The organism is Halocynthiibacter sp. SDUM655004, assembly GCF_026015885.1.
GTDB classification, from domain to species: domain Bacteria; phylum Pseudomonadota; class Alphaproteobacteria; order Rhodobacterales; family Rhodobacteraceae; genus Falsihalocynthiibacter; species Falsihalocynthiibacter halioticoli.
In genome coordinates, this window is the sequence record NZ_JAPDUG010000002.1 from 165,805 (window position 1) to 184,798 (window position 18,994).

An 18,994-nucleotide genomic window follows, 5' to 3' on the forward strand; every position below is an offset into this window, starting at 1 on the left:
TTACAAAAACGCGTCAGCCTCTCCGCTGGCGCGTTTTTTGTTTCAGAATGCTCAATGTTAGCACCCCAAGTCGCACCGCAATTGAGCCAGTTTCACAATCATTATGACCATTATGAATTTGCACCCGCCGACTAAAACTGGCATCTGGTGCGCAAACGCCCTTGTTTATGGGGCCACTTCTGTATTTTGAAAGGCGAAACCAATGACCAACGCGCTGCAAGCCATGCTTTCGGAGAGGGATTGGATTCTCGCTGATGGGGCAACCGGAACCAACCTCTTTAATATGGGGCTGTCATCTGGTGATGCACCAGAGCTTTGGAACGTCGAAGAACCAGAGAAAATCAAGGCGCTCTATAGCGGCGCCGTTGATGCTGGCAGCGATCTGTTCCTAACCAACACATTCGGCGGCAACGCCAGCCGCCTCAAGCTGCATGACGCCCAAAACCGCGTTCGCGAGTTGAACATTGCAGCGGCACACCTCGCCCGCGACATCGCAGACGCAGAGGATCGCCCAGTGATCGTTGCTGGTTCTGTTGGGCCTACTGGCGAAATCATGGAGCCAATGGGAAGCCTCACACACGCGATTGCCGTTGAGATGTTCCACGAGCAAGCCGCAGCTCTTAAAGAGGGTGGCGTTGATGTGGTTTGGGTTGAAACCATTTCCGCCGCCGAAGAATTCCTTGCTGCTGCCGAGGCTTTCAAACTCGCAGATATCGACTGGTGCGGCACCATGAGCTTTGACACGGCCGGACGTACGATGATGGGGCTAACCTCGTCTGATCTTGTTGATCTCGTTGCCAAGATCGAAAACCAGCCGCTCGCCTTTGGCGCAAACTGCGGTGTTGGTGCGAGTGACCTGCTGCGCACGGTCCAAGGTTTCTCGGCTCGTGGTCCTGTTGTTCCGCTTATTTCCAAAGGCAACGCGGGTATCCCGAAATTCCACGACGGCCACATTCACTATGACGGCACGCCCGAGTTGATGGCTGACTATGCCTGTCTCGCTCGTGACAGCGGCGCGACAATCATCGGCGGCTGCTGCGGCACCACGCCTGAGCATTTGAAAGCGATGCGCGAGGCGCTGGAAACGCGCGAGAAAGGCCCCCGCCCCTCGCTCGAAACAATTACAGAGCGCCTCGGCGGTTTCTCTTCTGCGGGCGACGGCACCGGCGAAGACGCAGCCAAACCAGAGCGCACACGCCGCCGCCGCCGCGGTTAAGTAAATCGTATCTTCCGGCAGGCAAACTGGCGGAAACCACATAATTTCGGGGCTTTGCCCCCAATGGGGTCGGAATTTCCGCTGCTTTGGTCGTAAATCACCAAACACACCCGCAGCGCTCCGACCAAGAATAACAGGACCACCCCGCGCGCCCGCGCCTTTTTGATAGGGACAGACCATGGCTGACGACGAAGACATCATCCTGAGCGAACTTTCCGACGATGAACTCGTGCTGCAGATGCAGGACGATCTCTATGACGGAATGAAAGAGGAAATCGAAGAAGCCGTAGAAATCCTTTTGGAACGTGGCTGGGCTCCTTATGACATTCTAACCAAGGCTCTGGTTGCTGGGATGACAATCGTGGGACACGACTTCCGCGATGGTATTCTCTTTGTACCTGAAGTCTTGCTTGCAGCAGGCGCAATGAAGGGTGGCATGGCAATCCTGAAACCGCTGCTGGCCGAAACCGGGGCGCCACGTATGGGCAAGATGGTAATCGGTACAGTCAAAGGCGACATTCACGACATCGGCAAAAACCTCGTCGGCATGATGATGGAAGGCGCTGGTTTTGAGATCATCGACCTCGGCATCAACAACCCTGTTGAAGACTACCTTGATGCGCTGAAACGTGAGGACGCGGATATCCTTGGAATGTCCGCCCTGCTTACCACCACCATGCCCTATATGAAGGTCGTGATTGATACGATGGTTCAGGAAGGCATCCGCAACGACTACATCGTACTCGTTGGTGGCGCACCGCTTAACGAAGAGTTCGGCAAAGCGATCGGTGCAGATGCATATTGTCGTGACGCGGCGGTTGCTGTGGAAACGGCCAAGGAACTCGTAGCGCGGCGGCACAACCAGCATTAGGGCAAAGCAGAGACAACCTTGTTTCGGCACCTTCAGGGCTAAAAATTAGATGCGGCGCTCCATATATCATTGAAAGACCACAGGTTTCGCAAAGATTGGAGTGCCCATGCCGCGCAATAAGTTCATTCTTCTACTGAGTGCCGTTTTCGCTGCGGCCGCAGGAACCGTATTTATCGGCAGTTTTCTTGCCGAAAGCATCTCTGCACCGTGGGTTGGCATGTTAATCGGCCCTCTGATGCTATTGGCCTATGTCGCGGTTCGCGTTGTCAGAGCCCGCCTTGAAGCTGACCAGACCGACACATAAATCAAACTCCCTCTAAGGGGCTCCACATGCCTACCGGCGATCAACCGTTAAACGACCAAACGCTAACCGACCAAGAGATCGCGCCGGTGAAGTCCGGTTCGACCCTTTTGATCGCCTGCGGCGCGCTTGCACATGAAATTTTGGCCCTCAAGAAGCTGAATGGATGGGATCACCTCGCTCTGCGCTGCCTTCCGGCAAAGCTGCATCTGTTCCCCGAGAAGATCACCTCCGAGGTGGCCCGTGTTGTCAACGAAGAGCGCGAAAATTTCAACAGTATCTTTGTCGTCTATGCAGATTGCGGCACGGGCGGACAGCTTGCCGCTTATTGCGCAGAACAAGGCATCGAGATGGTACGCGGCCCGCATTGCTATGCGTTTTATGAGGGTGTCGATGCTTTCGCTGCCCACGACGATGAAATCACCGCCTTTTACCTAACCGACTTTCTGGTTCGGCAGTTTGATGCCTTTGTCATTAAACCCATGGGCCTTGATCGTCATCCCCAGCTTCGAGATGCCTATTTCGGCAATTACACCAAACTTGTGTACCAAGCCCAAACAGACGACCCCGCACTCACAGAAAAAGCGCGCGCCTGTGCAGAGCGGCTTGGCCTTGCGTTTGAACGGCGGCTTACGGGCTATGGCGATCTTATACGCGAGCTATCGCGCGCCTAACGCTGCAAACTAAAGCGTCTCTTGTGCAATTCGACGGATACGCTCGACCATAGACCGCACACCGTTTGAACGCTGCGAAGATAGATGCTCGTCAAGTCCCAGACGACCAAGCTCAGCGCCCGCATCAACCTCAAGCACCTCACGGACCGTCAGGCCAGAATATAGAGCCTGCAAAACGGCAACGAGGCCACGCACGATCATTGCGTCGCTTTCACCGCGAAAATCGAAAATCGCATCTGCGCCCTGCCCTTTTACCGCAGGCATCAACCACACTTGCGACGCACAACCGTCCACTTTGGTGGCAGGAACGCGGAATTCTTCCTCAAGCGCATCCAACTCCTGCCCCAACTCAATCACGTGCCGATAGCGGTCTTCCCAATCGTCCAGGAACTCGAACGTTTCCGCAATTTCCTCAAATGCCTGACTTGCCATTGTCTGCTCCGTCGCTAATTCGTGCCAACAGTTAGGCGTCAGAACGCCAAAGGTCCAGAGGCGGTTTGACGCTTTTCCATTCGCGGCCTTTTCAAAATGCCCAGAGTGCGCTACGCCTTTCACATATTGATGAGTTTTCAGTCGCGTAAGGAATACCCGCCATGAAGAACCAAACTCTGGCCCTTGCAACATGTGCGCTTTTTCTGGCGGGATGCAGCAGCGTTTCGGATTCCAATTACAATCCGCTAAACTGGTTTGATGGCGATAGTTCGGACCAGCAGCTCGAGCCAGAAGAAGGTTATGTAACGGTTACTGATCCGCGAAACCTGATTGCCGACGTTCGAGAATTGAGGATTGAACCGACCCAGGGCGGCGTTGTCGTTGCCGCTATGGGAATGCCACCAACCCAAGGGTATTATCGCGCCGATCTTATCTCGCCGACCAATAACATTCCGGAAAACGGGACTCTCACACTCGAATTTCGTGCTGCGAAACCACCGACGCAACAGCCCGTTTCAACAGAGGTCTCTCGAGAGGTTTGGGTTGCCTACTTCCTGTCGAGCATAGAGCTTCGGAATATTCGCCAAATCCGCGTGGTTGGCGCAAACAACAGCCGCACCAAGAGCAAACGCTAATTAAATCGGCGACGGAGTAGTCTGACCCAGAGGTCAGACGTCAACCACATCCACGGTCTGGCCTTTAAGCGCCAAAGCAACTTCGCCACGGCATAGGCGCAAAGCGTCTCGCCCGAACACCTCGGCCCGCCAACCAGAGAGCGATTTAACATCTCTCTCCCCTGCCGCGATCTGGTCAAGCTCTGCGGAATTGGCGATGAGCTTCGGAGCCACGCCGGTAATTTCGCACTTTGCCTTGAGCAAGACTCGCAAAAGATCGGCCAAGGCCGGATTGACCTGTAGCTTGTCGCGCGACCGATCCGGTCGTGGCAACTTGTCAGCCGGTTTCGACAAGCCTGCTTCAACGGCGGCAAGGATACCATCTGCAATGTCGCCCCGCCGCGCCTCTCGTAGCAACAAACGACTACGGCCAAGGTCTTGACCTGTTTTGGGTTTGGTCGAAGCAAGTTCGAGCAATGCATCATCCTTAAACACACGATTGCGCGGGATGTTGCGGCTCTGGGCATAGCTTTCACGGAACTTTGCAAGCTCCATAACCACGCCCATGAACTTGGCGCTGTTGGTGCGGGTTTTGACCCGCTTCCAAGCATTCTCTGGTTCGACAATATAGGTCGAGGGGCTCATAAGCACCTGAATTTCTTCTTCTACCCATTTGGAACGATTGGACTTCTTTAGTTCTTCGGCAAGAAACTCATAGATCACCCGAAGATGCGTCACATCGGCCAGCGCATAATTCTTCTGTGCATCAGTCAGCGGGCGGCGCGACCAATCGGTAAAGCGCGAAGTCTTGTCGATCTGGGCTTTGGCCACTTTCTTGACCAACGTTTCATAGCCAACCTGCTCGCCGAACCCACAAACCATCGCGGCAATCTGGGTGTCAAACAGTGGTTTTGGAAGGACATTACCCTCTATGTAGAAAATTTCGAGATCCTGCCGCGCGGCATGGAAGACTTTCACAACGTTTTCGTTGGCAAAGAGCTCATAGAGCGGCGCCAGCGACAGGCCCTCAACCAGCGGATCGACCAAAACTGCGTCTTCTTCGGCATCGCCTTTGACGGCCAATTGCACAAGGCAAAGTTTGGAATAATAGGTGCGCTCGCGCAGGAATTCCGTATCAACAGTCACATAGGGCATTGTGGCCGCCCTTTGACAAAAGGCTTCCAACTCGGCCGTCGTTGTAATGGTGATCATATAGCGCTGTACTTTTTCTTGTTCTTTCAGTTTCTGCGATCTTAGGCAAAGAGTTGCAGAAAGGAAAGAGAACCCGTCAGGACAAGTTCAAAAGCTCGCGTTCGCCTTTGATAAACCGACGAAGCACCGCCGGATAAAGCTTATGTTCAAGAGGAAGGATACGTGCCGCAAGCGCATCGTGCGTGTCTCCTTCAAGGATTGGCACCCGCGCTTGGCCGAGAATCGGGCCGCCATCAAGCTCCGCGGTCACTTCATGCACGGAACACCCAGCTTCGGTATCTCCTGCTTCGATTGCACGAGCATGGGTGTTCAACCCTTTGTATTTCGGCAGCAGCGATGGATGGATATTGAGCATCCGCCCTTCCCAACGCGCCGTGAATTCCGGTGTCAGGATACGCATGAACCCTGCGAGGCAAATCACATCTGGCTCTGCGCGCTCCAAGGCGTCTGTCACAGCCGCATCAAACGCCGCGCGGTCTTTGCCGAACGGACGGTGATCAATCGCGACAGTGTCGATCCCGCGCGCAGCCGCTTTGGCAAGACCGCCTGCATCAGGGTTGTTTGACAGCACCAAACAGGGGCGCGCCGGATGCTCGCCCACCATATCCTCACAGAGCGACACCATGTTGGAGCCCCCCCCGGAGATCAGGATTGCAACGCGTTTGCTCAAAGAAGCGACCCTGTATAGCGAACGCCTTCGCCCTTGGTCACGCGGCCAATGGTAAATACTGTTTCACCCTCCGCGCGTAGCAGTTCAGCAATTGCCTCGGCGCGGCTTGCGTCAACCGAAAGCACCATACCGATACCAGAGTTGAAGGTCTTGAGCAGCTCGGCCTCTTCGATTTTGGCGACACCAGCGAGCCAGCTAAAGACGGGCGGCAACTCCCATGCACCAAGATCAATATCTGCACCTAGCCCTTCCGGCAAAACACGCGGCAAGTTTTCTGTGAGGCCGCCACCTGTTATATGGGCAAGGGCATGCACCCCGCCTGCCCGCACAGCAGCGAGCGTTTGTTTTACATAGAGGCGTGTCGGCGCCAGAAGTGCCGCGCCAAGCAAACCCTCTCCAAAGGGCGAGTCGGCGTCCCAGCCAAGGCCCGAAACCTCAACAATTTTTCGTACCAGAGAATACCCGTTGGAATGCACACCATCGCTGGCCAGACCAAGCAGCACATCGCCTTCGGCGACGTCTGCAGGCAAATCAGCGCCGCGTTCCATCGCGCCAACCGCAAAGCCCGCTAGGTCAAAATCGCCGTCGTGGTACATGCCTGGCATCTCGGCGGTTTCGCCACCGATCAGCGCAGCACCTGAAAGTTCGCAGCCTTTGGCAATGCCGTTGATGATCGCTGTGGCCTGATCCAGTTCAAGTTTGCCTGTGGCGAAATAATCAAGGAAAAACAGTGGCTCCGCGCCCTGACACACAAGATCGTTAACGCACATTGCGACAAGATCAATGCCGATTGTATCCACATTGCCCGTATCAATCGCAATCCGGAGCTTGGTGCCGACACCATCGGTTGCTGCAACCAGAATTGGGTCTTTATAGCCAGCATCCTTAAGGTCAAAGAGCGCCCCAAATCCGCCGAGACCAGCCATCACACCAGATCGCGCGGTCTTTTTTGCAGCTGGCTTGATCCGGTCGATCAGAGCGTTGCCTGCGTCAATATCCACGCCTGCGTCTGCATAGGTCAGGCCGTTTTTTCCTTGTGTCATCGGAGCACCTTTCTCGCTGTTGGCGCTGCTTTAGCCTAAGGGTGGTTAAATTGGAACCTTCATTGCGCGTTTGACAGCCAGAAATTAGCGCGACATGCAGAATTCTGTTCCCCAACGACGAACGGATGGTTCACCATGACCAGTGCGAATTGGTGACCTATTGGAAAACAACGCCCGCCCATGGCCAATGCCGCTTGACGCCCTTAGCGAAGCTGCGTAATCAACCCGTCAGGCGGGCCTGTAGCTCAATTGGTTAGAGCAGAGCGCTCATAACGCTTTGGTTGGGGGTTCAAGTCCCTCCGGGCCTACCATTTCCGCCAGTTTTCCGATTATTTTCGTAAAAACGCTACCGAGCCAGGATCAAATCCGCCTGCAACCCACCCAAACGTTCGCTGCGCCCGAGTTTCAGTGCCCCACCATGGGTGCGCGCCACATCAGCAGCAATCGCCAAGCCAAGCCCGACGCCTGATCCCCTGTTCTGATTTCGTGCCGGAACCAGCCTTGAAAACGGCTTAAGGGCTTCTTCCCGATCTGCCTTAGGTATGCCAGGGCCAGGGTCCTCAACTGAAATCCGCAATGTTCGCTCTGTGGCTGTGATGCTCACCTCTGCAGCGCCACCGTAGCGCAGCGCGTTCATAAGCAGGTTATCCAAAGCACGACGCACCCCAACAGGACGCAGCATGAACATATCCGTTTCTTCAATGCCTCTGACCTCGACAAGCTGCACATCCCCGCCGCCACGGCGCAGATCAGCAATCGAGGCCGTTACCAAAGGAAGAAGTGCGCATTCCACAGCTTCTTCGCCAACATCGGAACGCGCGAACTCAAGAAAAGCGTCAAGCAACCGCTCCATCTCGTTCACGTCTTCTTCGAGCGCTTTCACATCATCACTTTGCTCTAGCATCGAAAGCCCAAGCTTAAAGCGGGTCAGCGGACTTCTAAGATCATGCGACACACCCGACAGCATCATGGTCCGCTGCTCGATATGTCGCTCGATACGGTGCCGCATATCGAGAAACGCCCGCCCCGCAGCGCGGACTTCTAGCGCTCCGGATGGGCGATACGGAACCACGCGCCCCTTACCAAAAGCAGAGGATGCCTTCGCAAGACGCCGGATCGGACGCATTTGATTGCGCAAGAAAATAAATGATATAATTGCCAGCAGGATTGATGTTGAAAGTGTCAGAACAAGAAGCTGGTGTGGATTTCGCGCCGATACGCGCGAGCGCTGAAACACGACTCGAATTTGTCCATGATCGGTCGGAAGCCACAAAAGTACGCGCCGCCAACTTCGGGACAGATTGACCTCGACGCCCTCTGGAAATTGCTCCTCCAGTGTCGCGATAATCGAACGGCCGGACAAATCGACAAAACTGCGCGACGTTGCCGCTTCCTCGTCATCTCGGAACAAGATCGATAGTCCGAATTCCTGTGACAAGTCCTGTGCAACGCCAACGGCCTCGGCCTCACTCTCTGCTTCGTTGATCCTTTCGACGACATAGCGCAGTTCATATGACAGATTGTTTGTCATTTGCGCTGTAACGTCGTCATATAGACGCTGAACGAAGATGATCGACACCACAATCTGGATTACCACAATTGGCAACAACAGAATGAGCGAGGCCCGCGCGTAAATACCGCGCGGCGTGAATTTCTTTAGCCAGGCAAAGAACATGCCAAACCGTACCCAAGCCCTTGCGATTAGGAAAGCCGCATAATGACGACCGCGCCAAAAGATATTGCTGTCTTAACCAAACCGCCACAAGCTGGACAGATCACGGACCTTGCCGATGGCCTTCGTGTTCTCCTTGCGCCTAATCCCTCGCCTATGACCTATTGGGGTACAAACACCTATTTCATCGGCACGGACAACATCGCAATCATCGATCCCGGGCCAGACAATCCAGATCACCTCAAAGCAATATTAGAAGCTGTCGGCACCTCCGAGGTGAGCGCCATCCTTGTTACTCATAGTCATCTTGATCACTCCCCCCTCGCCCGACAACTATCTTTGGCATGCGGTGCACCGATCTATGCGTTCGGCAAATCGACCGACGGCCGCACGCCTCAAATGAACGCGCTCGCGGCGACAGGTGATATTGAAGGCGGCGAAGGCGTGGACATCGACTTTGCGCCAGATCAACGCCTCTCCGATGGTCAATCCCTACAAGTAGGGTCACACACCCTTACAGCAATCCATACGCCCGGTCATTTTTGTAATCACCTTTGCTTTCGCTGGGGGGAACTCCTGTTTTCTGGCGATCACATAATGGGATGGGCAAGCACGCTCATCTCACCACCAGACGGCGATCTGAGCCAATATCGCGAGTCACTTGATAAATTGCTTGGTACCGGCGCAACGTACCTTCTACCTGGACACGGGCCCGCGGTTTCAGAGCCCGACTCTGTGATCCAAGCGCTGAGCGAACACCGGAATGACCGCGAGTCGCAGATACTGGCCGCGCTTACGGACGAACCACAGTCTCTCTCTGCGATCACTCACAAAATCTATACCGATATCCCCAAAGCCCTACTCCCTGCGGCCTCTCGCAACACCCTTGCGCATCTCATTGATTTGAATAACAAAAATATAGCAAGAGTTTCTGGGCCGCTTGGAACACGCGGACAATATTCGCTAAATTCCAAGAGTTAGCGGTTTTTTTGATTTTTCTGTCAAATCCCTCTGGACGCCGCAAAACCGAGTTGCTATATCGCCCGTCATGGTCCGGCGTAGCTCAGCGGTAGAGCAGTTGACTGTTAATCAATTGGTCGTAGGTTCGATCCCTACCGCCGGAGCCAATTAACCCCTTAAGTCTCAAAGGTTTGAGGGTACTTTTCCGCCACTATACAATACTGACGCAAACGCATCTCGCGTTGCGGTTAGCCTGCAGTAGTGTGATGAAACGTCATACGTCAATTCGGGCTTCATTGCGCGCGCCGTGACCTTCAGCGGCGGGTTCATCGGACAGATCGATTATGACGGATAGTCCATCTGCTCCGGCGCAAACACTGGACCCTCCTAAAAACGTGAGCCCCAGAGCCTGCTGACAATTATGCCATTCATAACGCATTCATTCAGGGCGTATTGAGCAACGGCGATCACACGCAATCAAATCTCTAGAAGTTTGGAAAGTGGGAAGCAGTAGAGGCGTAAGCGCTCGACTGAGACTTTTCGCGCTCTTTTTATCAGCCCCACTAATAAAAAGGCCCCCAACGCGGCGCGTGGGGGCCTTATTCATTTGATCCGCAGATTGGCAGATCTCTAGGGCATTGCTTTATGCCAGATCATACCGATCTGCGTTCATGACCTTGGTCCATGCGGCAACAAAGTCATTGACGAATTTCGCGCCATTGTCGTCTTGGGCATACACCTCGGCATAAGCGCGAAGGACGGAGTTCGAGCCGAACACAAGATCAACGCGCGTTGCTGTCCACTTGGTTTCGCCAGTAGCGCGGTCGTTGATGTTATAAGTCGATTTGCTCGCTGGCTCCCACTTGTTCGCCATATCGGTGAGGTTCACAAAGAAATCGGTGCTTAGCGCGCCAGGTTTATCTGTGAATACGCCATGCCCTGTGCCGCCGTAGTTGGTGCCCATAACGCGCATGCCGCCGACAAGAACTGTCATCTCTTTGGCTGTTAGCCCCATGAGCTGTGCACGATCAAGCAGCATCTCTTCAGGTGTCACAACGAATTCGGCTTTGGTGAAGTTGCGAAACCCATCTGCATTTGGCTCAAGCGGAGCGAAAGACTCTTCATCGGTCATTTCCGCACTCGCATCGCCACGTCCGGGTGCGAATGGAACAGTCACGTCATAGCCTGCCGCTTTGGCAGCCTGCTCAACGCCAAGGTTACCCCCCAGAACGATCAAATCGGCAATCGATGCGCCAGTTTCTGCGCTCAGGCCTTCGTAAACCGCAAGCACTTTGGCAAGCTGCTCTGGCTCGTTTGCAACCCAGTCTTTCTGTGGCGCAAGGCGGATACGGGCACCATTGGCACCACCACGCATGTCAGAGCCTCGGAACGTGCGCGCGCTGTCCCATGCGGTTGTAACCAACTCAGTGAGAGACAGACCGGAGTTTGCAATTGCTTCCTTGGCCTTCTCTACATCATATCCTGTGCTGCCAGCTGGAACCGGATCCTGCCAGATCAGATCCTCTTTAGGTGCATCCGGCCCGATATAGCGCTGGTTCGGCCCCATGTCGCGGTGGGTAAGCTTGAACCATGCGCGCGCGAATGTCTCTTCGAAGTACTTCGGATCTGCCATGAATTTCTGACAAATCGCGTTGAAACCTGGGTCCATCTTCATGGCCATATCCGCATCTGTCATCATTGGATTGCGGCGCTTTGTTGGGTCGGAAGCATCAAGCGGCTTGTCTTCTTCCTTAATGTCCACCGGCTCCCACTGTTGCGCGCCTGCAGGAGATTTCCGCAACTCCCACTCATGGCCGAACAGCATTTCGAAAAAGCCCATGTCGAACTTGGTTGGCTCTGCTGTCCATGCGCCTTCGATACCGGATGTTACAGCCTTGCTCGCCAGTCCATTTTGGTTGGCGTTGCTCCAGCCCATACCTTGATCTTCAAGGCCAGCGGCTTCCGGCTCTGCACCGAGCGTTTCCGCATCGCCATTGCCGTGCGCTTTACCAACAGTGTGACCACCCGCAGTCAGCGCAGCGGTTTCTTCGTCGTTCATCGCCATACGGCTAAATGTTTCGCGAATATGCTGGGCTGTTTTGAGAGGATCAGGCGTTCCGTTCACGCCTTCCGGATTCACGTAAATGAGGCCCATCTGAACAGCAGCGAGCGGGTTTTCCATGGTATCGGGCTTACCCACGTCGCCATAACGCTCGTCACTTGGCGCAAGCCATTCTTTCTCCGCGCCCCAATACACGTCTTTCTCTGGGTGCCAGATATCCTCGCGACCAAAGGAGAAGCCGAATGTTTTAAGGCCCATATCTTCATAAGCGATTGTACCGGACAGAACGATCAGATCAGCCCAGCTTAGCTTGTTCCCGTATTTCTTTTTCAACGGCCAAAGCAGGCGACGCGCCTTATCAAGGCTTGCGTTATCTGGCCAAGAGTTCAACGGCGCAAAGCGAATGTTGCCGCCACCGGCACCACCACGTCCATCGGCCAGACGATAAGAACCAGCAGAGTGCCACGCCAAACGGATCATCAAACCGCCATAGTGCCCCCAGTCCGCAGGCCACCATTCCTGGCTGTCCTTCAGAAGCGCACGCATGTCTTCTTTGACCGCTTCGAAATCCAGAGACTTCACTTCTTCACGATAGTCGAAATCTTCGCCCATCGGGTTTGTCTTGGTGTCGTGCTGATGAAGAATGTCGAGGTTCAACGCCTTGGGCCACCACGCCATCACTGTATCACCCGATTCGGTGAGTGCACCGTGCATGACAGGGCATCCGCCGCCTGAAGTATCCGAAGGTTTCGTCATGTTTTGTTCCTCTTTGCTGGCCGTCGATTCCCCGTATCGGGGCACTGCGGGCGTTTTGATTTGGCGCTAAACTAGCAGCAGCAACCAATTTAAAAAAATTGCAAATACCTATTCGAACGATTAAAAAAACTTATGACAAGAATCTCAATGAAACAGCTGTTCTATTTCGAAGCATTGGCCCGCCTTCTTCATTTCGGGCATGCTGCTGAAGTCTGTAATATTTCTCAACCCGCGCTCTCGATCCAGATCAAGGAGCTTGAGGCACAGCTCGGTGTTTCGTTGGTTGAACGCTCTTCCAAAAATATCCGCCTCACCCCTTTTGGCGAAGACATTGCCGCCCGCGCCCGCGCTATCTTGCAAGAGGTCGAAGCGCTCGAAGCATCGGCCCGTACGGCGCGGCGGCCCTTTCACGGTCGCATTCGTATTGGAGTTATTCCAACAGTCGCGCCATACTATCTCCCACGTTTCATTGCGCATCTAACCCGCCGTTTCCCGGACCTTGAACCGCAATTGCGCGAGGCAATGACAGGTTCGCTGATCGACGACCTTAACCAAGGGCGCCTCGATGTAGCGATCGTTGCCTTGCCGATTTCAGAGCCCACACTCCATGAGCGCGCATTGTTCGAAGAAGAGTTCGTTTTGGTGCGCCCCGCAAACGAGGAAGGATCTCCCGTGCCCGATGTTTCGCAACTTCGGGAAATGAGATTACTCCTGCTTGAAGAAGGGCATTGCTTCCGCGATCAGGCGTTAAGCTTCTGCGGCCTCGCGCCCACCAAAGCGCGGGACATCATGGAGGGCAGCTCTCTCTCTACGCTGGTTCAAATGGTCGGCGCGGGGATTGGCGTTACGCTCATTCCCGAAATGGCTGTTTCAATTGATGGCGCCGCCTCGCCTGTTTCGATCTCTCGCCTTGCATCCCCTGCCCCAAAACGCACGATTGGAATGGTCTGGCGACATACAAACCCGCTTGCTCCACAGCTTGAAACCATCGCCACGACAATTGAGCAAGAAATGGAATGAACGCCTAGCTCGCGAAAACTTTGTCCAGATCTGTAAACCCTTTGATCTCGATCGGATTGCCGGACGGATCACAAAAGAACATGGTCGCCTGCTCGCCTTCTTGCCCTTCAAACCGAAGAACCGGCTCGATCACGAACTCGACGTCGTTTGCCCTAAGGCGCTCTGCCATCGTCTTCCAATCGTCCATCTGAAGCACCACGCCAAGATGCGGCATCTGGACCATGTGATCTCCAACCTTACCCGTCGGCGCTGTTTTGAACGGCTCGCCAAGATGCATGGAGATCTGGTGACCGAAGAACGAGAAATCGACCCAAGTGTCGGTTGATCTCCCTTCTTTGCAGCCCAGCACATCGCCATAAAAGGTGCGGGTCTCGTCCAAATCTCGGACGTTATAGGCAAGGTGGAATGGCGTCAGCATGAGACGGTCCTTTTAGTTCGGATACACGCACACCCAATCACAGCAGCGCAGAAGGTAAAAGCCAAATTAGGACGCGCTTGGGCTGTCACGCATCAACAATTCTCCGTAACACACCGAAACAATGCGTGATTTTCACGAAAATTTGCACGAAACGGCACGAAATACCCACAATTCGGCCTTTGAGATTTCGCGATCCTTTGCAACACTTCCTTCGTGGGGATGATTAACGAGTAACCATGCAGGAGTATGCGTCATGGCCCCAGAGAGCGAGCGCAACAACAGCGACAACGAACCACCGGATACAACCGCGTCAAACGACGCATCCGCTTCCACTCCCCCTTCCGAGTATCATCAAGACATTCGCGCTGATGCAGAAAGCGACGAGGGAGACAACTCCCAGTGCATCACGGATTGGGCCAGTATTTAGGTATTACTTTCCAAGTAGGCTTTTCAGGTTTCGTGGCCTGCGCTAGGTTGGTTCATCGAATTCACCGATTGTGAGTACATGGCTGACCAAACCAAATCCGAACCAGTTTCCTCTATCCGCAATTTGGGCGAAGCCTCTAATGCGTCATTTGCCCGCGCCGGTATCCATTCAGCTGAACAGCTGCGCGAGCTTGGCCCCGATGAGGCATATCGGATGCTTATCAAGTCCGGCACGCGCCCGCATTTCATCGGCTATTACGCGCTGGTCATGGGGTTGATGGGACGCACATGGAATGACTGCAAAGGCAAAGAAAAAGATGACCTGCGCAAGCGGTTTGACAAGATCAAAGCCGAGACAGCTCCTGCGCCTCTTGCCGGAATTGAGAAAATCCTTAACGAAATTGGCGTGCGCGCGCCTGACTAATCCGGCGATCGCGCACAAAAAAGCCCGCACCAGTTGGCGCGGGCTTTTCCGTAAGTCTTGCCGTATGGCTTAGCCAACCAGCTCGAGACCGGAGAAGAAGAATGCGATTTCTTCTGCGGCTGTTTCTGGAGCGTCGGAACCGTGAACCGAGTTTTCGCCGATGGACAGAGCGAATTCCTTGCGGATTGTGCCTTCTGCGGCTTCTGCTGGGTTTGTTGCGCCCATAACTTCGCGGTTTTTCGCGATAGCGTCTTCACCCTCGAGAACCTGAACAACGATTGGCTCGGAGATCATGAATTCACAGAGTTCGTCAAAGAATGGGCGCTCTTTGTGTACGCCATAGAACTGCTGTGCTTGTGCAAGTGTCAGCTGAATGCGCTTGCTTGCAACGATGCGCAGGCCGGCTTCTTCGAACTTGGCGATGATTTGACCAGTGAGGTTACGCTTTGTTGCGTCTGGTTTGATGATCGAGAATGTGCGTTGGATAGCCATTTTGATGTCTTTCGATTGATGCCCGCAAAGATTGGGCGGTTACACAGCGCCGCGCCCACCATCAGCGACCACGGCAAAAAATATCGCCGCCCTGCTAACACGGGTTTGCGCGCTTGAAAAGCGGCGATTGACCGCGCCGCCGCAATGGGGCAAACCCCGCCCATGTTGAAAATTTCTGATATCTCCTATTCGGTCGATGGCCGCCCGCTTTTGCAAAACGCTTCGGTCACGATTCCGAATGGACATAAGGTCGGGATTGTTGGCCGTAACGGCACCGGAAAAACCACACTGTTTCGGCTGATCTGGGGGGAATTGGCGCTTGAGGGCGGCGAGATCTCCATTCCCAAAGGCGCGCGTATGGGCGGCGTTTCTCAGGAAGTGCCCTCTAACGAAGTCTCGCTGATCAATACCGTTTTGGCCGCCGACACCGAGCGCGCGAGCCTTATGGCCGAGGCCGAAACGGCAACCGAGCCCAACCGCATTGCCGAAATTCAGACTCGCCTGTCCGACATCGATGCATGGAGCGCTGAGGCGCGCGCGGCACAGATTCTTAAGGGACTTGGTTTTGATGCCGAGGCGCAGCTTCGCCCCTGCTCTGATTTCTCCGGCGGGTGGCGGATGCGGGTTGCTCTGGCGGCAGTTCTCTTTTCCAAGCCAGATTTGCTGCTGCTCGACGAACCGACCAACTACCTTGATCTTGAAGGCGCGCTCTGGCTTGAAAGCTATCTTCAGAAGTATCCGCATACAGTTCTGATTGTCTCGCACGACCGCGGGCTGCTCAATCGGGCGGTTGGCTCCATTCTGCATCTCGAAGACAAAAAACTCACTTATTATCAGGTACCCTACGACAAATTCGCCGAGCAACGCGCCGCAAAGCTTGCCGTTGCCGCCGCCGAAGCCAAAAAGCAAGAAGCCCGCCGCGCGCATCTTCAGAGCTTTGTTGACCGCTTCAAAGCCAAGGCGTCCAAAGCCGTTCAGGCGCAAAGCCGTGTGAAGATGCTTGCCAAAATGAAGCCGATCAGCACGCCGCAGGAATCCGCGCTCAAGCGGTTTTCGTTTCCTGCCCCTGAGGAGCTTTCACCACCGATCATCAATCTTGAATCCGCAAGCGTTGGGTATGGCGACACAGTTATCCTCAAGAATATGGACCTGCGGATTGATCAGGATGACCGCATTGCACTGCTGGGCAAAAACGGCGAAGGCAAATCAACGTTGTCAAAGCTGCTGTCCGAGCGGCTTCCGGCCATGGGCGGACGTGTAACGCGGCACAACAAACTCCGCATCGGCTATTTTGCGCAGCATCAGGTTGATGAGCTGCATATCGACGAAACGCCGATTGACCACCTGCGCCGCGTACGCCCATCTGAACTTCCGGCGCGCCACCGTGCGCGGCTGGCCGGTTTCGGGCTTGGCGCGGATCAGGCCGATACGCTTGTTGGGCGGCTCTCTGGCGGGCAAAAGGCGCGGCTCTCGCTTCTTCTCGCCACGATTGACGCGCCGCATCTCCTGATCCTCGACGAGCCAACAAACCACCTCGACATCGAGAGCCGCGAGGCGCTGGTCGAGGCACTGACCGAATATTCAGGCGCGGTCATCCTTGTGTCGCACGATATGCACCTTCTTTCGATGGTCGCGGACCGTCTATGGCTTGTCAAAGACGGCACGGTGCGCCCTTATGACGAGGACTTGGAATCCTATCGCAAGCTGCTTTTAACAAGCGACACTCCGAAAAAGGCCCGCGCGGCCAAGGCGGCTAACAAACCCAAACGCGCTACGGGTGACCAACTCAAGGCGCTACGCGCCGAGGTGCGCACCTGCGAAGAACGGGTTGCAAAGCTCAACGACATGAGCGACCGTCTTGCCAAGAAACTCGCGGACCCCGAGCTTTACGAAGATGGCAAAGCCGGAGAAGCCGAGGTCTGGCAAAAGAAATACGGCGAAGTACGTGACGCAATGGACCGCGCCGAATCCATGTGGATGCGCGCGCTGGAAAAACTGGAGAAGGCAGAGAGTTGAGCCTCGAAATTAGTTCTCTAATTACGGCATTTGTCATGCTGTTTGTGGTGATCGACCCTATCGGGCTCGCTCCGCTCTACATGACAATGACCCGTGGCATGCGCGTTGAGAAACGCCGCAAAATCGCGATCCGCGCTTGCGTAACTGCTGTCGGAATTCTGACCCTGTTCGGGCTCTTTGGCGAAGCCGTGCTTGGATTTGTCGGCATTTCCATGCCTGCGTTCCGCATTGCGGGGGGTGTCCTTTTGTTCCTAACGGCTCTCGAAATGCTGTTTGACAAGCGCGCCAAACGGCGCGGCGATCAAGCCGCTGAGGCCACGGCCGACGAAGATGACGACGACCCCTCGATTTTCCCATTGGCGACCCCGTTGCTCGCTGGTCCGGGATCGATCGCGACGATGATCCTTTTGGTGGGGCAAGCAGAGACAGCCATGGGCGTTATTGCCGTTCATGCGGTAATGATCTCGGTCATCCTCTGTGCCATGCTGATGTTTCTGGCATCTGTACCGATTGAACGCGCGCTTGGCCCAACTGGCATCAATGTTCTCAGCCGCCTACTTGGGATGTTGCTGGCTGCATTGGCTATTCAGTTTATCCTCGACGGGTTTACCAACTACACCCACAGTGTTTTCTAGAAACGGTTTTATGACCACATGACTGGAGCGCCCTATGTCCAGCGATGATCTTCCACGCCTGATTTACCTAATAATTCTCGGGGGAGCTGTGCTGAGCTGGTTCATCGCGGGAAACCGCCAGAGCATGAGCAAAACCATGCAGCAAGCTATTGTCTGGCTACTGATATTCGTTGGCGTGGTGGCGGGCATTGGCCTGTTTCAAGAGATCCGTGATGACCACAAAACCCAAATCTCAACTGATGGCGAGACGGTCACGCTTACACGGCAGTCAGACGGGCATTTCTATGCCACAGCCGAAGTCAATGGCATGCCAATAGATTTTCTCGTAGACACGGGCGCAACCGATATTGTGCTCACACTTCAAGATGCAGAGAAGCTCGGGTTTGCGCGCGAGGATTTGCATTTCCTAGGCAGCGCTCAAACCGCTAATGGTTCCGTCAAGACCGCACGCATCCGCCTTGACAGTGTTCAACTCGAAACTCACGAAGCCCGTGATATCCGCGCGTTTGTCAACGAAGGCGCGCTTTCGATTTCGCTTCTGGGAATGGAATATCTTGAAGGGTTTTCGCGCATTGAGATCGCAGGAAACCGCATGATCCTGTCGCCCTAGTTGCGATTATTTGCTCTCGGCCTTTTTCGCCCAAGAGCCCGTTTCTTCGGACCAATAAACAGCCTTAACACCCTCGCCCGTCAGGGATTTCCACTGCGCGCGCGCACGGTCCACATCTTCGGGCTTGTTGCCATCAAACAGGATACTAACCCGCTGCATCGCTTCGGCGTCTTGCTTGGTTACTTCGGCGCCATCAACGGCAATGACACTGGTGGCACCGTTTTCGCTCTCTGCTTTAAACGTTAGGAGTATCGGCTGATCGGCATCATGATCACCGCCCACGACTCCGTGGGGCAGAAATCCGTCGTTCCGCTCGCTCCAAAGTGCCGTATCGAGATGGGAAAGGTATTGCGGGTCTTGACCACGCACAGCAACGCGCCACCCCGCTTGAAGCGATTTTTCAAGCAGGGTGTAAAGCGTTGAAACCAATGGTTTCTGTGTAACGTGGTAGAAATAAACCTCCCCCATTT

At 54.7% G+C, this 18,994-nt stretch carries 21 protein-coding genes and 2 tRNA genes; 14 read left to right on the forward strand and 9 right to left on the reverse strand.

Going from position 1 to position 18,994, the window contains the following annotated elements; all coding sequences use genetic code 11:
- Positions 1 to 202 precede the first annotated feature (202 nt).
- From bmt to N9C89_RS08470, 4 genes are all read left to right on the forward strand, one after another.
- A complete protein-coding gene (gene bmt, locus N9C89_RS08455; RefSeq protein ID WP_263953447.1) occupies positions 203 to 1,216 on the forward strand; it encodes a betaine--homocysteine S-methyltransferase in 1,014 nt (337 codons plus the stop codon).
- A 178-nt stretch (positions 1,217 to 1,394) separates the two neighbouring features.
- Positions 1,395 to 2,087, forward strand: a complete 693-nt coding sequence (locus N9C89_RS08460; protein ID WP_263953448.1) for a corrinoid protein — start codon at positions 1,395 to 1,397, stop codon at positions 2,085 to 2,087.
- Between the two features lie 106 nt (positions 2,088 to 2,193).
- Positions 2,194 to 2,391, forward strand: a complete 198-nt coding sequence (locus tag N9C89_RS08465) for a hypothetical protein (protein ID WP_263953449.1) — start codon at positions 2,194 to 2,196, stop codon at positions 2,389 to 2,391.
- A 26-nt stretch (positions 2,392 to 2,417) separates the two neighbouring features.
- A complete protein-coding gene (locus N9C89_RS08470; protein WP_263953450.1) occupies positions 2,418 to 3,062 on the forward strand; it encodes a DUF1638 domain-containing protein in 645 nt (214 codons plus the stop codon).
- Between the two features lie 9 nt (positions 3,063 to 3,071).
- Here the strand turns inward: N9C89_RS08470 and N9C89_RS08475 are convergent, their stop codons facing one another.
- The gene (locus N9C89_RS08475; RefSeq protein ID WP_263953451.1) at positions 3,072 to 3,494 is read right to left on the reverse strand and encodes a SufE family protein; all 423 of its coding nucleotides are present in this window, start codon (positions 3,492 to 3,494) and stop codon (positions 3,072 to 3,074) included.
- Between the two features lie 161 nt (positions 3,495 to 3,655).
- Between N9C89_RS08475 and N9C89_RS08480 the strand changes: the two genes are divergently transcribed.
- Entirely contained in the window at positions 3,656 to 4,129 is a 474-nt protein-coding gene (locus tag N9C89_RS08480) for a hypothetical protein (RefSeq protein WP_263953452.1), read from the forward strand.
- A gap of 33 nt (positions 4,130 to 4,162) precedes the next feature.
- Here the strand turns inward: N9C89_RS08480 and rnd are convergent, their stop codons facing one another.
- The 3 genes from rnd to purM form a co-directional block, all read right to left on the reverse strand.
- A complete protein-coding gene (gene rnd, locus N9C89_RS08485) occupies positions 4,163 to 5,320 on the reverse strand; it encodes a ribonuclease D (protein ID WP_263953453.1) in 1,158 nt (385 codons plus the stop codon).
- Between the two features lie 76 nt (positions 5,321 to 5,396).
- A complete protein-coding gene (gene purN / locus N9C89_RS08490; protein ID WP_263953454.1) occupies positions 5,397 to 5,990 on the reverse strand; it encodes a phosphoribosylglycinamide formyltransferase in 594 nt (197 codons plus the stop codon).
- Positions 5,987 to 7,033 (reverse strand): phosphoribosylformylglycinamidine cyclo-ligase, encoded by a 1,047-nt coding sequence (gene purM, locus N9C89_RS08495; protein WP_263953455.1) that lies wholly within the window; start codon positions 7,031 to 7,033, stop codon positions 5,987 to 5,989. The genes purN and purM overlap by 4 nt, the downstream gene beginning before the upstream one ends.
- A gap of 234 nt (positions 7,034 to 7,267) precedes the next feature.
- Here purM and N9C89_RS08500 point away from each other — a divergent pair.
- Positions 7,268 to 7,344: transfer RNA gene (locus tag N9C89_RS08500), tRNA-Ile, on the forward strand.
- 35 nt (positions 7,345 to 7,379) lie between these two features.
- Here the strand turns inward: N9C89_RS08500 and N9C89_RS08505 are convergent.
- A complete protein-coding gene (locus N9C89_RS08505; RefSeq protein WP_263953456.1) occupies positions 7,380 to 8,708 on the reverse strand; it encodes an ATP-binding protein in 1,329 nt (442 codons plus the stop codon).
- Positions 8,709 to 8,750: 42 nt separating this feature from the next.
- Here N9C89_RS08505 and N9C89_RS08510 point away from each other — a divergent pair, with 42 nt between their 5' ends.
- A complete protein-coding gene (locus N9C89_RS08510) occupies positions 8,751 to 9,686 on the forward strand; it encodes an MBL fold metallo-hydrolase (protein WP_263953457.1) in 936 nt (311 codons plus the stop codon).
- 71 nt (positions 9,687 to 9,757) lie between these two features.
- Positions 9,758 to 9,832 (forward strand) — tRNA-Asn (locus N9C89_RS08515).
- Between the two features lie 476 nt (positions 9,833 to 10,308).
- Here N9C89_RS08515 and katG read toward each other — a convergent pair.
- On the reverse strand, positions 10,309 to 12,483 hold the full coding sequence (katG, locus tag N9C89_RS08520) for a catalase/peroxidase HPI (RefSeq protein ID WP_263953458.1): 2,175 nt from the start codon (positions 12,481 to 12,483) through the stop codon (positions 10,309 to 10,311).
- 132 nt (positions 12,484 to 12,615) lie between these two features.
- Between katG and N9C89_RS08525 the strand changes: the two genes are divergently transcribed.
- On the forward strand, positions 12,616 to 13,503 hold the full coding sequence (locus N9C89_RS08525) for a hydrogen peroxide-inducible genes activator (RefSeq protein WP_263953459.1): 888 nt from the start codon (positions 12,616 to 12,618) through the stop codon (positions 13,501 to 13,503).
- A gap of 4 nt (positions 13,504 to 13,507) precedes the next feature.
- Here the strand turns inward: N9C89_RS08525 and N9C89_RS08530 are convergent, their stop codons facing one another.
- Positions 13,508 to 13,921 (reverse strand): VOC family protein, encoded by a 414-nt coding sequence (locus N9C89_RS08530; RefSeq protein ID WP_263953460.1) that lies wholly within the window; start codon positions 13,919 to 13,921, stop codon positions 13,508 to 13,510.
- A gap of 253 nt (positions 13,922 to 14,174) precedes the next feature.
- On the opposite strand from N9C89_RS08530, the gene N9C89_RS08535 reads away from it, so the two are divergent.
- Both N9C89_RS08535 and N9C89_RS08540 read left to right on the forward strand, forming a co-directional pair.
- Entirely contained in the window at positions 14,175 to 14,348 is a 174-nt protein-coding gene (locus N9C89_RS08535) for a hypothetical protein (protein ID WP_263953461.1), read from the forward strand.
- A 78-nt stretch (positions 14,349 to 14,426) separates the two neighbouring features.
- The gene (locus N9C89_RS08540; protein ID WP_263953462.1) at positions 14,427 to 14,771 is read left to right on the forward strand and encodes a TfoX/Sxy family protein; all 345 of its coding nucleotides are present in this window, start codon (positions 14,427 to 14,429) and stop codon (positions 14,769 to 14,771) included.
- A 69-nt stretch (positions 14,772 to 14,840) separates the two neighbouring features.
- On the opposite strand, the gene ndk is transcribed toward N9C89_RS08540, so the two are convergent.
- On the reverse strand, positions 14,841 to 15,263 hold the full coding sequence (gene ndk / locus N9C89_RS08545) for a nucleoside-diphosphate kinase (RefSeq protein WP_263953463.1): 423 nt from the start codon (positions 15,261 to 15,263) through the stop codon (positions 14,841 to 14,843).
- 162 nt (positions 15,264 to 15,425) lie between these two features.
- On the opposite strand from ndk, the gene N9C89_RS08550 reads away from it, so the two are divergent.
- From N9C89_RS08550 to N9C89_RS08560, 3 genes are read left to right on the forward strand one after another with little or no spacing between them, the layout of a single operon-like run.
- On the forward strand, positions 15,426 to 17,279 hold the full coding sequence (locus N9C89_RS08550; protein WP_263953464.1) for an ABC-F family ATP-binding cassette domain-containing protein: 1,854 nt from the start codon (positions 15,426 to 15,428) through the stop codon (positions 17,277 to 17,279).
- A complete protein-coding gene (locus N9C89_RS08555) occupies positions 17,276 to 17,914 on the forward strand; it encodes a MarC family protein (protein WP_263953465.1) in 639 nt (212 codons plus the stop codon). The genes N9C89_RS08550 and N9C89_RS08555 overlap by 4 nt, the downstream gene beginning before the upstream one ends.
- Positions 17,915 to 17,948: 34 nt before the next feature.
- Entirely contained in the window at positions 17,949 to 18,524 is a 576-nt protein-coding gene (locus N9C89_RS08560) for a TIGR02281 family clan AA aspartic protease (RefSeq protein ID WP_263953466.1), read from the forward strand.
- A gap of 6 nt (positions 18,525 to 18,530) precedes the next feature.
- On the opposite strand, the gene N9C89_RS08565 is transcribed toward N9C89_RS08560, so the two are convergent.
- Positions 18,531 to 18,992 (reverse strand): DNA polymerase III subunit chi, encoded by a 462-nt coding sequence (locus N9C89_RS08565; protein WP_263953467.1) that lies wholly within the window; start codon positions 18,990 to 18,992, stop codon positions 18,531 to 18,533.
- Positions 18,993 to 18,994 lie beyond the last annotated feature (2 nt).